The organism is Aeromicrobium sp. CF3.5, from assembly GCF_051262695.1.
In the GTDB taxonomy this organism is placed as follows: domain Bacteria; phylum Actinomycetota; class Actinomycetes; order Propionibacteriales; family Nocardioidaceae; genus Aeromicrobium.
Genome location: NZ_JBIMEZ010000002.1, coordinates 471,960 through 484,493 on the forward strand (window position 1 = coordinate 471,960; position 12,534 = coordinate 484,493).

Genomic DNA, 12,534 nt, shown 5'->3' on the forward strand with positions numbered 1-12,534 from the left:
CGAGGATATGTGGCCACCGGCATCACAGGCTCGATGTTCACTCGCTGGCGCTCGATCATGCGCTGACCTCCTGGCCGAACAACGTGGACGCGGCGGGCGGGAAGAGCTCGGCCGACGGGGTGTGCATGCCGGACTCGAACTCCTCGCGGAAGTACTGGATGGCCGAGGTGATGGGGCTGGTGGCACCGTCGCCGAGCGCGCAGAAGGAGCGGCCGAGAATGTTCTCGCACAGATCGACCAGCAGCTCGATGTCGCCGTCCTTGCCCTCGCCGTTGTCGAGGCGCTCGAGGACCTGGACGAGCCAGTAGGTGCCCTCACGACAGGGGGTGCACTTGCCGCAGGACTCGTGCTTGTAGAACTCGGTCCACCGCAGGACGCACCGCACGACCGACGTGGTCTGGTCGAAGATCTGCAGCGCTCGGGTTCCGAGCATCGAGCCGGCCTCGCCGACGGACTCGTAGTCCAGCGGCATGTCGAGGTGCTCGGCGGTCAGCAGCGGGGTCGACGACCCGCCCGGGGTCCAGAACTTCAGCTCGCTTCCTTCACGCATGCCGCCGCCGAGGTCGATCAGCTCGCGCAGCGTGATGCCCAGTGGCGCCTCGAACTGGCCGGGGGTCAAGACATGCCCGGACAGCGAGTAGATGACGAAGCCGTTGGACTTCTCGGTACCGAGGCCCGCGAACCACTCGTGGCCCTCGCGCACGATGGCGGGCACCGAGGCGATGGACTCGACGTTGTTGATCACGGTCGGCGAGGCGTACAGCCCCTCGACGGCCGGGAACGGTGGGCGCAGGCGCGGTTGTCCGCGACGGCCCTCCAGCGAGTCCAGCAGCGCCGTTTCCTCGCCGCAGATGTAGGCGCCCGCTCCGGCGTGGATGACCAGATCGATGTTCGCGCCGGTGCCCAGGATGTCCTGACCGAGCAGTCCGGCCTCGTAGGCCTCGCGGCAGGCCGCCCGCAGGCGACGCACGACGTGCAGGATCTCCCCGCGGACGTAGATGAACGCGACCTTGGCACCGATCGCGTGCGCCGACATGATGACGCCCTCGATCAGGGTGTGCGGCGTCGCCATCATCAGCGGGGTGTCCTTGCAGGTCCCCGGTTCGGACTCATCGGCGTTGACGACCAGATAGGTCGGGTTGGGGTTGTCCTTCGGGATGAAGCTCCACTTCATGCCCGTGGGGAATCCGGCCCCGCCGCGGCCGCGCAGACCCGAGTCCTTGACCAGGGTGACCAGGTCGGCCGGCGCCATCTGCAGCGTCGATTCGAGGGCGTCGTACCCGCCGGAGGCGCGGTAGGCCTCCAACGTCCAGGCCCGATCGGTGCCCCAGTCCGCCGTCAGAACCGGCGTCAACGTGTCAGTCATCCTCAGATCCTCCGCCTTCGACCTCTGCGCCACTGGTGTCCAGGACGGTCTCGCTCTCGGCGCGCGCCGTGTCGGCCTGTGTCGCCGCGCCGTCCTCGGACGTCGCCGTGGCGTCGCTCGCCGTGGCGTCGGTCGGCGTGGTCGACGCTCCACCGGCGGTCCACCCGTTCTCCTGCGCGATCTTGAGCCCGACCAGCGACGCGGTGCCCGCCGTGGGGCCCTCGTCGGCCAGGCCGTCCTCCCAGCCGGCGATGACCCGTTCGGCCTCGCGCCACGACGTGATCCGTGCGCCGCGCGGGCTGCGGACCTCCTCGCCGGACCGCAGCTGGTCGACCAGCTCGACCGCGGACTCGGGGGTCTGGTTGTCGAAGAACTCCCAGTTCACGGTCAGCACCGGTGCGTAGTCGCACGCCGCATTGCACTCGATGTGCTCGAGGGTGATCTCGCCGTCCTCGGTGGTCTCGTCGTTGCCGACGTCGAGGTGCCCCTTGAGACGTTCGAGAATGAGGTCGCCGCCCATGACGGCGCACAGGGTGTTGGTGCACACACCCACGTGGTGCGTACCCATCTTGCGGCGCTTGTACATCGTGTAGAACGTGGCGACGCCGGAGACCTCAGCGGCGCTGAGGCCCAGGATCTCGGCGCACGTCTCGACGCCCTCGTTGGTCACGTAGCCCTGGGCCGACTGCACCAGGTGCAGCATCGGCAGCAACCCGGACCGCGCCTGCGGATAACGACCCGCGATCTCCCGCAGCTCGGCCACCGTCGTATCAGAAAGCGTCATCAGAACCTCCACGGGAAGAAGCGCAACCATGGCCCGAGCGCAGCGAGGGTAGGGGCCGTGCAGAGCACGGGCGCGACGAAGTCGCGCGGGCGGCCGGTGAGCCGAGGGAGCGAAGCGACTGACGGCTCAACGGTCGACACCCCCCATGACAGGATCGATACTCGCCACGGCGACGATGACGTCGGAGATCATGCCGCCCTCGCTCATGACCGAGGTGGCCTGCAGGTTGACGAACGACGGATCGCGGAAGTGCGCCCGGTACGGACGGGTGCCGCCGTCGGAGACGACGTGGCAGCCGATCTCCCCGCGCGGCGCCTCGACGACGCCATAGGCCTGGCCGGGCGGGACCCGGAATCCCTCGGTGACGATCTTGAAGTGGTGGATCAGTGCTTCCATCGACTCGCCCATGATGTGGCGGATGTGCTCGGCGGAGTTGCCCTGGCCGTCGGCGCCGACCGACAGCTGCGCGGGCCAGGCGATCTTCTTGTCCGCGACCATCACCGGAGCTCCCTCCATCTTGGCGAGGCGCTCGACGGCCTGCTCGACGATGCGAAGACTCTGGTCCATCTCGTCGAGGCGGATGCGGAACCGGCCGTAGGCGTCGGGCTCGTCGCGGGTGATGACGTCGAAGTCGTAGGAGTCGTAGCCCCAGTAGGGCTGCTTGGCGCGCAGGTCCCAGTCGTACCCGGTCGAACGGAGCACGGGGCCGGTCAGGCCGAGTGCCAGGCAGCCGGCGAGGTCGAGGTGGCCCACGTCCTTGAGGCGGCCCTTGAAGATCGGGTTAGCGTTGCACAGGGCCGCGTACTCGGGCAGGCGCTTGCGCAGCAGGCGGACGGTGGCGGTGATCTTCTCCAGCGCGTCGGGTGGCAGGTCCTGCGCGACGCCGCCGGGGCGGAAGAACGCGTGGTTCATGCGCAGACCCGTGATGGTCTCGAACACGTCGAGGATGAGCTCGCGGTCGCGGAACCCGCAGGTCATGACGGTGAGCGCACCGAGCTCCATGCCACCGGTGGCGATGCACACCAGGTGCGAGCTGATCCGGTTGAGCTCGAGCAGGAGGACCCGCATGACCTCGGCCTTCTCCGGCGCCTCGATGCCGAGCAGCTTCTCGACACCCATCACGTAGGCGGCCTCGTTGGAGAACGGGGCGACGTAGTCCATCCGGGTGCAGAAGGTCACGCCCTGCGTCCAGGTGCGGAACTCCATGTTCTTCTCGATGCCGGTGTGCAGGTAGCCGATGCCGGCGCGAGCGTCGCGGACGGTCTCGCCATCGATCTCGAGCACGAGGCGCAGCACGCCGTGCGTGGACGGGTGCTGCGGACCCATGTTGATGACCATGCGGTCGCCCTCGACCGCATCGGCGTCGATGGTGTCCCAGTCCTGACCGGTGACGGTGAAGACCGTGCCCTCGTCGGAGTCGGAGCCGCCTGCGTAGGGATCCTGGGTCCCCCCATTCACGGTGCTGGTCACGAGTAGCTCCTTCGCTGGTCCGGCGGGGGCACCGTGGCGCCCTTGTACTCCACGGGGATGCCACCCAGCGGATAGTCCTTGCGCTGGGGGTGGCCGGGCCAGTCATCTGGCATGAGGATGCGGGTCAGGGCCGGGTGGCCGCCGAAGATGATCCCGAACATGTCGTAGGTCTCGCGCTCGTGCCAATCGGCCGTCGGGTAGATCGACACCACGCTGGCCAGGTGCGGATCGGAGTCCGGCACGGAGGCCTCGACGCGGATGCGACGGTTGTGGGTCATCGACAACAGGTGGTACGCCACGTGCAGCTCGCGGTCGGTGTCGTGCGGGAAGTGCACGCCGGAGACGCCGGAGCAGAACTCAAAGCGCAAGGACTGGGCGTTGCGCAGGTGGGTGATGACGTCGAGGATCGCGTCGCGCCGCACGTGGAAGGTGATCTCCCCGCGATCGATGACGACCTTCTCGAGGGCTCCGTCGGGGGACAGCGTCGCCAGGTCGTCTGCCACCTGGTCGAACCAGCCACCGAAGGGGCGCGAGGCCGCGCCCGGCATGATGACCGGCCGGGTCAGGCCACCGAATCCGCTGGTGTCGCCCGAGCCGTGGGCGCCGAAGGAACCTTCACGCACCTCGACGACCTCGAGCGCGTGCTGGTCGCTGCGCGCCTCGACGATCTCGTGAGAGGGATCCTGGGTCTGCGGGTCGGGTGAGTCCGAGCTCATCGCATGAGGCCCTTCATGGCCAGGGTCGGCGTGGCGCTCAGCGCGATCTTCTCGTCCTGGGCGATCTCGGCGAGACGGTTGGTGCCGAGCTTGGTGTGCTGGATCTGGTCGTGCAGCTTCAGGATCGCGTCGATCAGCATCTCCGGGCGCGGCGGGCAGCCGGGCAGGTACATGTCGACGGGCACGACGTGGTCGACACCCTGCACGATCGCGTAGTTGTTGAACATGCCGCCGGAGCTGGCGCACACGCCCATGGCGATGACGTACTTGGGACCGGCCATCTGGTCGTAGATCTGGCGCAGCACGGGCGCCATCTTGTTGCTGACGCGACCGGCGACGATCATCAGATCGGCCTGCCGAGGAGACGGACGGAAGACCTCCATGCCAAAGCGCGCGGAGTCGAACCGTGGAGCGCCGAAGGTCATCATCTCGATCGCGCAGCAGGCCAGGCCGAAGGTGGCCGGCCAGAACGACGCCTTGCGCATGTAGCCGGCGAGTCCCTCGACCGTCGACAGCAGCACACCGCTGGGGAGCTTTTCTTCAATACCCATCAGGTCCATTCCATTCCGCCGCGGCGCCATTCATAGACGTAGGCGATCGTGATGTTGAGGAGGAAGAGCATGACTGCGAAGAACGCGAACCACGACAGCTGGTCGAACGCCACGGCGAACGGATACAGGAACACGATCTCGATGTCGAAGATGATGAACATCATCGCGGTGAAGAAGTACTTGATCGAGATCTTTCCGCCACCCTCGGGCAACGGGCTGGGTTCGATGCCGGACTCGTAGCGGTCGAGCTTGGCGCGGTTGTACCGCTTGGGACCGGTGAGGCTGCCTGCCACGATGCTGATGACCGCGAACCCGGCGGCGAGTGCGCCCAACGCGAGGACCGGTGTGTATTCCGTCATTCGCCGTCCCTCCACGTGCGCTTGTGAATGGCTTCACAACGTGTCGCGGGACACACCTTACAGGTCCGACTTCTGTAGCGGTGCGCAGGCTTCCGGGACCCAGATGCCTGCGTACCGCTACAAAAGTTGGGGCTCCGGGGCCAGGTCAGGGCTTGACGGCGTGGTGCAGGGCGACGATGCCGCCGGAGAGGTTCTTCCACGTGGTGGGGCCCCAGCCGGCGGCCTCGATCCTGGCCGCGAGGCCGCGCTGATCCGGCCAGGCTCGGATCGACTCGGCGAGATAGACGTACGACTCGGGGTTGGAGGACACAGCGCGTGCGATCGGCGGCAACGCCTTCATCAGGTAGTTGGTGTAGATCGTGCGGAACGGGCTCCACGTCGGAGCGCTGAACTCGCACACCACGAGGCGTCCGCCGGGGCGGGTCACCCGCAACATCTCGGCCAGTCCCACCGATGAGTCGGCGATGTTGCGCAGGCCGAAGGAGATCGTGACGGCGTCGAACGTGTCGTCGTCGAATGGCAGGACCATGGCATCACCCGCGGTGAATCCCAGTCGCGGCTTCTGGCGCTTGCCCACCTGCAGCATGCCGATCGAGAAGTCGCACGGGACCACCTGGGCGCCGGCGTCAGCGAACGGCTGGCTCGACGTGCCGGTGCCGGCTGCGAGATCGAGGATCCGCTCGCCGGGCTTCGGCAGCACCGTCTCGACGACGCGCCTGCGCCAGCGGCGGTCCTGCCCCATCGACAGCACGTCGTTGGTCAGGTCGTACTTGTCAGCCACCCCGTCGAACATCCGGGCGACGTCACGGGGGTCCTTGTCCAGGCCGGCTCGACTCACCCGTGCAGCCTACGGGGCTGACTGCGAGAGCGCCCCTGCACCGGCGGCGCTAGGCTCGATTCGTGAGCACTTCCGCCTCGGTCGACGCTGTCGGACCTCTTGTGGTTCGTTCGACGCCGATCGCCGATCCTGGCGCTCTGCTCGACCTTCTTCCCGCGGACGAGTCGCTGGCCTGGGTCCATCGCGAGGACGGACTCGTCGGCTGGGGCCGCGCTGCGGAGCTGACCTGCACCGGGGCGAACCGCTTTGCTGACGCCGCCGACTGGTGGCGCGACCTGGCGGTGCACGCCGTCGTGCGCGATGACGTCGATCGTCCCGGATCCGGCCTGGTGGCGTTCGGATCGTTCACGTTCGCCGACGACGGCCACGGGAGCACCCTCGTCGTGCCCGAGGTGGTCATCGGACGCCGGGACGGGATCGCGTGGCTGACCGTCATCGGCACCGGCATCACGACGATGCCCGACGTCACAGCCACCGAGGTGCCGCCCGAGCCGGTCGGTGTCACGTTCGCCGACGGTCCGGTCGACAGCAACACCTGGCAGGGCATGGTCGCCGAGGCCGTGCGCCGCATCAATGCCGACGACCTCGACAAGGTCGTGCTCGCACGTGACCTCGTGGCGGATCTCGACGAGGTGCTCGACGTGCGTGCCCCGTTGACACGCCTCGCCGCGCAGTACCCCAGCTGCTGGACCTTTCACGTCGACGGCTTCTTCGGGTCGACCCCCGAGATGCTGGTGCGCCTCGAACGCGGACTGGTGACCTCGCGAGTGCTGGCCGGCACGATCCGCCGCACCGGCGACGACACCCATGACCTCGCACTGGCCGGCTCACTGGCTCGATCCAGCAAGGATCTGGAGGAGCACGAGTACGCGGTGCGATCAGTGGCCGACTCGCTCGCGCCCCACTGCACCAGCATGAACGTTCCCGAGACGCCGTTCGTGCTCCACCTGCCCAACGTCATGCACCTCGCCACCGACGTCACCGGCGTCACCGGCGTCATGAAGAATGGCGCGAACGCCCTGACCCTGGCTGCGTCGCTGCACCCGTCAGCGGCCGTGGGCGGTACACCGACCCGCGACGCCGTGGCCCTGATCTCCGAGATCGAGCTGCTGGACCGTGGCCGCTACGCCGGACCGGTCGGCTGGATCGATGCGCGCGGCGACGGCGAGTGGGGCATCGGGTTGCGGTCCGCGCAGATCGAGGGCGACGGCACCACGGTGCGACTGTTCGCCGGCTGCGGCATCGTCGCCGACTCGGTCCCCGCTGACGAGCTCGCCGAGTCGAACGCCAAGTTCATCCCGGTCCGCGACGCCTTGGCCTGACTCGCCCCGGGGCGGTGCATTCTCAACCGAATGCTCGGGGCGGGAGTGTCAGCCGACGGGGCCGGGTGTCGGCCACCGCGGGCTGAGCGAGTCGCCTGACGACACCCCGGTGAGGCGTCGCTTGACCCACGGTCCGGCGTGCTCGCGGGTCCAGGCGAGATGGGCCTGACGGCGCTCGCGCGCCGACAGCACCGGGCGATCGACCAGTGGCAGTGGCGTCAGGTCGTGCGGCACCTCGAGGGTGTCGAGCACCGCGATCGCCATCCGTTGGTGACCTGGTGAAGCCATGTGCATGCGATCGACGTCCCACATGCGGTCGTCGCGGTACTCGCGCAGCCGCCAGAAGTCGACCAGCGTGGCCCCATGCCGGTCGGCGACCTCGCGCACCAGCTCGTTGTAGGTCGCGAACCGGCCGCGCAACGCGCCGAAGATCGGATGCGAACCCGGGTCGTACGCGGTGAACAGCGCCACCGTCGCTCCCCCGCCGACCAGTCGGCCGACCGCATCGTCGTAGGCGTCGACCAGGGCGTCGATGTCGATCCGCGGACGCAGGACGTCGTTGGCGCCGGCGTACAGGGTCACGAGGTCCGGTTGCATCGCAAGAGCGGGCTCGATCTGCTCGGCGAGGATCGGTCGCAGCTTGCGGCCCCGGATCGCGAGGTTGGCGTACTCGAAGCTGCTGTGTCGCCCGGCCAGCACGGCGGCCACCCGGTCGGCCCAGCCGCGCACGCCGTTCGGACGCGCGGGATCGAGATCGCCGACCCCTTCGGTGAAGGAGTCTCCGAGGGCGACGAATCGGTGGAAGTCAGGCACCGCTGCAGGTTACCGACTACGACGCACTCGGGTCGCTGACCACGTCCCGCCACGAGTACTGGGGGTCGAAGCCGACCAGGTCGCGCGCCTTGTCGATCGAGTAGAAGGTCTCGTTCGGGCCCATCTGGCGGCGCACCTCGACACCGTCGTAGAACTGGGCGATGACCTCGTCGGTGCTCGCCGCGACGGACATGTCTGCGTTCGCCACGTTGAACACCTCGAATCCGAGGCCGTCGGTGGCGAGACAGCGGTCGACCATCTGTCCGAGATCGCGAGCATCGATGTAGGCGAAGATGTTGCGTCTCCGCAGGGCCGGGTCGGCGAGGAAGTCGGGGAACAGCTCGGCGTACTCGTGCGGCTCGATGACGTTGTTGATGCGCAGCCCGTACACGTCGGCACCGGTACGGGCCTGGAACGAGCGTGCCGTGACCTCACCGGCGACCTTGGACATCGCGTAGCTGTCCTCGGGGACCGTGGGATGGTCCTCGTCGATCGGCAGGTACGCGGGCTTGCGCTCACCCTGCGCGAAGCAGATGCCATACGTGGTCTCCGACGACGCGAACACCACCTTGGTGATGCCGAGCGAAGCTGCGGCCTCCAGCACGTTGTAGGTCGACAAGACGTTGATGCGGTAGGTCTCGACGTCGGACTCGACGAAGATCGCCGGGATCGCGGCGAAGTGCACGATGGCGTCGTAGGCAGGCACCTCGGGCAGGTCCAGCTCGTCGGGACCGGCTGGAGCCTTCAGCGCCGAGACGACCTGACCTGCGTCGGTCAGCTCGACCCGGAGGTCGTTGACGCCCGGCAGCCCGAGCGGAACCCGATCGGCATTCGTGACCTGGTGCCCCTGGTCCACGAGGTACCGCACCGCATGCCGTCCCGCCTTGCCCGAGCCACCCGTGAAGAAGATCCGCATGCTGCAGTCCTATCAGTGAGGAACCAACCGGCAGCCCCACAGGTGACCCCGGGCCGAGCGAAGCGAAGGCAGCGCTGAAGAACCAACCGCAAGCCCACGAGGCCACCCCGGGCCGAGCGAAGCGAAGGCAAGGCGCCCGAGCGAAGCGAGGCAGCGGTGAGGAACGAACCGCTGAGGCTGCGAGGAACGAGCAGCGCGCCCCATGGGCCGAGCGAAGCGAAGGCAAGGCGCCCGAGCGAAGCGAGGCAGCGGTGAGGAACGAACCGCTGGAGCGGGGAGCGAAGCGACCCGTGCGCCCTACTTGAGAGTCTGCTTCCCCCCGTGCAGCACGGTGATCAGCGTCGCGACCCTGGCGTCGAGCTTGGCGTCGCGGGCGAAGGACGTCAGCATCATGACCGGCTTGAACTTCTGCCGGGTGATGGCCTTGGCGTAGGTGAACTCCTTGAGCCCGTCGGCGCCGTGGATGCGACCGAACCCGGACTCCCCCACCCCGCCGAACGGCAGCGCCGGCACGCCGGCGAACGCGATGACGGAGTTGACCGAGGTCATGCCGGCCCGCACACGCCGCGCGATGTCCATGCCCTTGGCCTCGGAGAAGACCGCGCCGGCCAGACCGTACGACGTGGCGTTGGTCAGCCGAACCGCCTCGTCCATCGACGACACCGGGTTGATGGTCAGGGTGGGGCCGAAGGTCTCGTCGGTGATGGCGCTGGAGTCCTCGGGCACGTGCGTCAGGATGGTCGGTTGCACGAAGCGCTCGCCGACGGCGTCCGCACCGCCCATGACGACGGTGGCGCCCTTGGCGATGGCGTCGTCGATGTGACTCTTGATGACCTTGAGCTGCGACGGCATCGTGATCGGGCCGATCTTGGCGCCCGAGTCGCTGCCCGCGCGCAGGCCCTTGGCCTGCTCGGTGATCTCCTTCACGAAGGAGTCGAACACCGACTCGTGCACGTAGACGCGCTCGGTGCCGATGCAGGTCTGACCCGCATTCGACATGCCGCCCCAGAGGGCAGCCTCGGCGGCCTTGGCGAGATCGGCGTCCTCATCAACGATCAAGGAGTCCTTGCCACCGGCCTCGATGACGACGGGCGTGAGGTTCTGGGCGCAGGCGGCCATGACCTTCTTGCCCGTGGCGCCCGAGCCGGTGAACGCCAGCTTGTCGACATCTGCGACACACAGGGCGTTGCCGGTCTCGCCCATGCCGGTGACGACCTGCAGGACCGCACGGCCACCCACGACCTCGGTGAAGGTGTCCGCCAGCCACTGACCGACTGTGGGCGTGTACTCGCTGGGCTTGAACACGACCGTGTTGCCGGCCGCGAGTGCGTACGCGATCGAGCCCATGGGGGTGAAGACCGGATAGTTCCAGGGGCCGATCACGCCGACCACACCGAGCGCGTTGTACTGCACCGTGGCGGCCTGGTTGGCCATCAGCAGGCCGGAGCTGACCTTGTGCGAACCCAGAACCTTCTTGGCGTTCTTGGCCGCCCAGGCGATGTGGTCGATGGCCAGAACGATCTCCAGCTGCGCGTCACCGTGCGGCTTGCCCGTCTCGCGGTGCGACAGGTCGGCCAGCTGCGCGATGCGGCGGGTGATGACGCTGCGCCACGTGAGCAGGTACTCGGCACGCTCGTCGAACGACAGCTCCCCCCACCAGCCAGCGGCTTCACGAGAACGCGCGACGGCTGCATCGACGTCGGCCGGGGACGCGATGGGGTGGCTGCCCACGACGTCACCATTGGCGGGGTTGAGGGAATCGAACGTGGGCGTCGGAACACCCGATCCGGTGGTCGGTTCGATCGTGGCGGTCATCGTGACTCCTTCACGAGATCGGCGCACATCTCGCCGATCATGATGGACGGTGCATTGGTGTTTCCGCGTGGAACCCGCGGCATGACAGATGCGTCAGCGACCCGCAGTCCCTCGACGCCGTGCACCTTGAGCTCCGGATCGACGACGCTGCCCTCGATCGTACCCATGGCACAGGTGGAGGTCGGGTGATACAGCGTCTGGGCCAGGCGGCCGATGGTTGCGGTGATCTCCTCATCGGTGGGATCCAACGTGGCCGGGTCCCACGGTGCGTCGATGAATCCGGAGAAGGGGCCCTGCTTGACGATCTCGAGCGCGTGGCGATACCCGGCGATGGTCGCCTCGAGGTCGGCCCGGTCGTCGAAGTAGCCGGCGTCGATCTCCGGGTGCCAGGTCGGATCGGCCGACCGCAGCCTCAGCTGTCCACGGCTCTGCACGTTGACCAAGGTGGTGGCCACGGTCACTCCACGCCGGGTCGGCTCGTGCATCCCGTTGTCGTAGAACCCCGTGGGCGCCACGTGGAACTGCAGGTCGGGGTGCTCGAGCTCGTCGCGTGAGCGCAGGAAGGCACCCGCCTCGGCGATGTTGGACGACAACGGCCCCTTACCGGTGGCGCGCCACTTCAGCAGGTTCCCGAGGCCGAGCATCTCGCCCAGGTCGGTGGTGCCCTTGGTGTACAGCAGCAGGCCCGCGGCGGGATGGTCCTGCAGGTTCTGTCCCACGCCCGCCGAATCGACGACGACGTCGATGCCGTGCTCGCGCAGGTGGGCGCCCGGGCCGATGCCCGACAGCATCAGCAGCTGGGGACTGTTGACTGCTCCTCCGCTGAGCACGATCTCAGCAGCGGAACGCGCGATGATCGACTCACCGTGACGCTCGTAGGCGACACCGGTGGCCCGGTTGCCGTCCATCACGATGCGGGTGACGAAGGCCTCGGTGAGCACCGTGAGATTGGGCCGATCCATCGCGGGCCGGATGTAGGCGTCCGCGACCGACCAGCGCTTGCCCTTCTTGCAGGTGACCTGGTACCAGCCGACGCCGTCCTGCTCGGCCCCGTTGAAGTCCTCGGTGCGCTTCATGCCCGAGGAGACGGCCGACTCGACGAATGCCGCGCTCAGCTCGTGGTTGTAGGTACGGTCCTCGACCCTCAGCGGTCCGTCGGTGCCGTGGAACCGATCGGCCAGTCGCTGGTTGCCCTCGGACTTCGTGAAGTACGGCAGCACGTCGTCATGGCCCCAGCCGGTGGCGCCGTAGCCGTCGCGCCACTCGTCGTAATCGGCGTGGTTTCCGCGGATGTAGATCATGGCGTTCATGGAGGTACAGCCACCGAGCGCCTTCATGCGCGGCCAGTACGCCTTGCGGCCCGCAAGGTGCTTCTGCGGGGTGGTCTCGTAGTTCCAGTCCCACTTGGTCTTGAACAACGTCGAGAACCCGATGGGGGCCTTGATCATCTCGTCGTCGTCCTCGGGGCCGGCCTCGAGGAGCAGCACGCTGATCGTGGGGTCCTCGCTCAGTCGCGCGGCGACGACTCCGCCGGCACTTCCTGATCCGATGACGATGTAGTCGAACGTTTCCTCGGCCATGGTC

Annotated in this window: 12 protein-coding genes; 1 reads left to right on the forward strand and 11 read right to left on the reverse strand. The window is 67.8% G+C overall.

What is annotated here, in order from left to right; all coding sequences use genetic code 11:
• Positions 1 to 55: 55 nt before the first annotated feature.
• From nuoF to ACHAA3_RS05960, 7 genes are all read right to left on the reverse strand, one after another.
• Positions 56 to 1,366 carry an NADH-quinone oxidoreductase subunit NuoF gene (gene nuoF, locus ACHAA3_RS05930; protein WP_435708024.1) on the reverse strand — a complete coding sequence of 437 codons (1,311 nt, stop codon included), beginning with the start codon at positions 1,364 to 1,366 and terminating at the stop codon, positions 56 to 58.
• The gene (gene nuoE / locus ACHAA3_RS05935) at positions 1,359 to 2,150 is read right to left on the reverse strand and encodes an NADH-quinone oxidoreductase subunit NuoE (protein ID WP_435708025.1); all 792 of its coding nucleotides are present in this window, start codon (positions 2,148 to 2,150) and stop codon (positions 1,359 to 1,361) included. The genes nuoF and nuoE overlap by 8 nt, the downstream gene beginning before the upstream one ends.
• 126 nt (positions 2,151 to 2,276) lie before the next feature.
• Positions 2,277 to 3,620, reverse strand: a complete 1,344-nt coding sequence (locus ACHAA3_RS05940; protein WP_435708026.1) for an NADH-quinone oxidoreductase subunit D — start codon at positions 3,618 to 3,620, stop codon at positions 2,277 to 2,279.
• Entirely contained in the window at positions 3,617 to 4,336 is a 720-nt protein-coding gene (locus ACHAA3_RS05945) for an NADH-quinone oxidoreductase subunit C (protein WP_435708027.1), read from the reverse strand. Before ACHAA3_RS05945 ends, ACHAA3_RS05940 begins: the two co-directional genes overlap by 4 nt.
• On the reverse strand, positions 4,333 to 4,887 hold the full coding sequence (locus ACHAA3_RS05950) for a NuoB/complex I 20 kDa subunit family protein (RefSeq protein WP_435708028.1): 555 nt from the start codon (positions 4,885 to 4,887) through the stop codon (positions 4,333 to 4,335). The genes ACHAA3_RS05945 and ACHAA3_RS05950 overlap by 4 nt, the downstream gene beginning before the upstream one ends.
• Positions 4,887 to 5,246, reverse strand: coding sequence for an NADH-quinone oxidoreductase subunit A (locus tag ACHAA3_RS05955; protein WP_435708029.1), 360 nt, complete (start codon positions 5,244 to 5,246; stop codon positions 4,887 to 4,889). The genes ACHAA3_RS05950 and ACHAA3_RS05955 overlap by 1 nt, the downstream gene beginning before the upstream one ends.
• A 145-nt stretch (positions 5,247 to 5,391) precedes the next feature.
• The gene (locus ACHAA3_RS05960) at positions 5,392 to 6,084 is read right to left on the reverse strand and encodes a demethylmenaquinone methyltransferase (RefSeq protein ID WP_435708030.1); all 693 of its coding nucleotides are present in this window, start codon (positions 6,082 to 6,084) and stop codon (positions 5,392 to 5,394) included.
• Between the two features lie 62 nt (positions 6,085 to 6,146).
• Between ACHAA3_RS05960 and ACHAA3_RS05965 the strand changes: the two genes are divergently transcribed.
• Positions 6,147 to 7,406 carry an isochorismate synthase gene (locus tag ACHAA3_RS05965; RefSeq protein WP_435708031.1) on the forward strand — a complete coding sequence of 420 codons (1,260 nt, stop codon included), beginning with the start codon at positions 6,147 to 6,149 and terminating at the stop codon, positions 7,404 to 7,406.
• A 48-nt stretch (positions 7,407 to 7,454) separates the two neighbouring features.
• Here ACHAA3_RS05965 and ACHAA3_RS05970 read toward each other — a convergent pair whose 3' ends face one another.
• From ACHAA3_RS05970 to ACHAA3_RS05985, 4 genes are all read right to left on the reverse strand, one after another.
• Positions 7,455 to 8,219, reverse strand: a complete 765-nt coding sequence (locus ACHAA3_RS05970) for an SGNH/GDSL hydrolase family protein (RefSeq protein WP_435708032.1) — start codon at positions 8,217 to 8,219, stop codon at positions 7,455 to 7,457.
• A gap of 16 nt (positions 8,220 to 8,235) precedes the next feature.
• Complete coding sequence (locus ACHAA3_RS05975; RefSeq protein ID WP_435708033.1) at positions 8,236 to 9,135, reverse strand: NAD-dependent epimerase/dehydratase family protein; 900 nt, start codon at positions 9,133 to 9,135, stop codon at positions 8,236 to 8,238.
• 297 nt (positions 9,136 to 9,432) lie between these two features.
• On the reverse strand, positions 9,433 to 10,950 hold the full coding sequence (locus tag ACHAA3_RS05980) for an aldehyde dehydrogenase family protein (RefSeq protein WP_435708034.1): 1,518 nt from the start codon (positions 10,948 to 10,950) through the stop codon (positions 9,433 to 9,435).
• Positions 10,947 to 12,530, reverse strand: coding sequence for a GMC family oxidoreductase (locus ACHAA3_RS05985; RefSeq protein WP_435708035.1), 1,584 nt, complete (start codon positions 12,528 to 12,530; stop codon positions 10,947 to 10,949). The genes ACHAA3_RS05980 and ACHAA3_RS05985 overlap by 4 nt, the downstream gene beginning before the upstream one ends.
• Positions 12,531 to 12,534: the final 4 nt, after the last annotated feature.

Coding starts and splice junctions, on each gene's coding strand:
- nuoF (WP_435708024.1), bottom strand. CDS start 1,366: ATGACTGACACGTTGACGCCGGTTCTGACGGCGGACTGGGGCACCGAT.
- nuoE (WP_435708025.1), bottom strand. CDS start 2,150: ATGACGCTTTCTGATACGACGGTGGCCGAGCTGCGGGAGATCGCGGGT.
- ACHAA3_RS05945 (WP_435708027.1), bottom strand. CDS start 4,336: ATGAGCTCGGACTCACCCGACCCGCAGACCCAGGATCCCTCTCACGAG.
- ACHAA3_RS05950 (WP_435708028.1), bottom strand. CDS start 4,887: ATGGGTATTGAAGAAAAGCTCCCCAGCGGTGTGCTGCTGTCGACGGTC.
- ACHAA3_RS05955 (WP_435708029.1), bottom strand. CDS start 5,246: ATGACGGAATACACACCGGTCCTCGCGTTGGGCGCACTCGCCGCCGGG.
- ACHAA3_RS05975 (WP_435708033.1), bottom strand. CDS start 9,135: ATGCGGATCTTCTTCACGGGTGGCTCGGGCAAGGCGGGACGGCATGCG.
- ACHAA3_RS05980 (WP_435708034.1), bottom strand. CDS start 10,950: ATGACCGCCACGATCGAACCGACCACCGGATCGGGTGTTCCGACGCCC.
- ACHAA3_RS05985 (WP_435708035.1), bottom strand. CDS start 12,530: ATGGCCGAGGAAACGTTCGACTACATCGTCATCGGATCAGGAAGTGCC.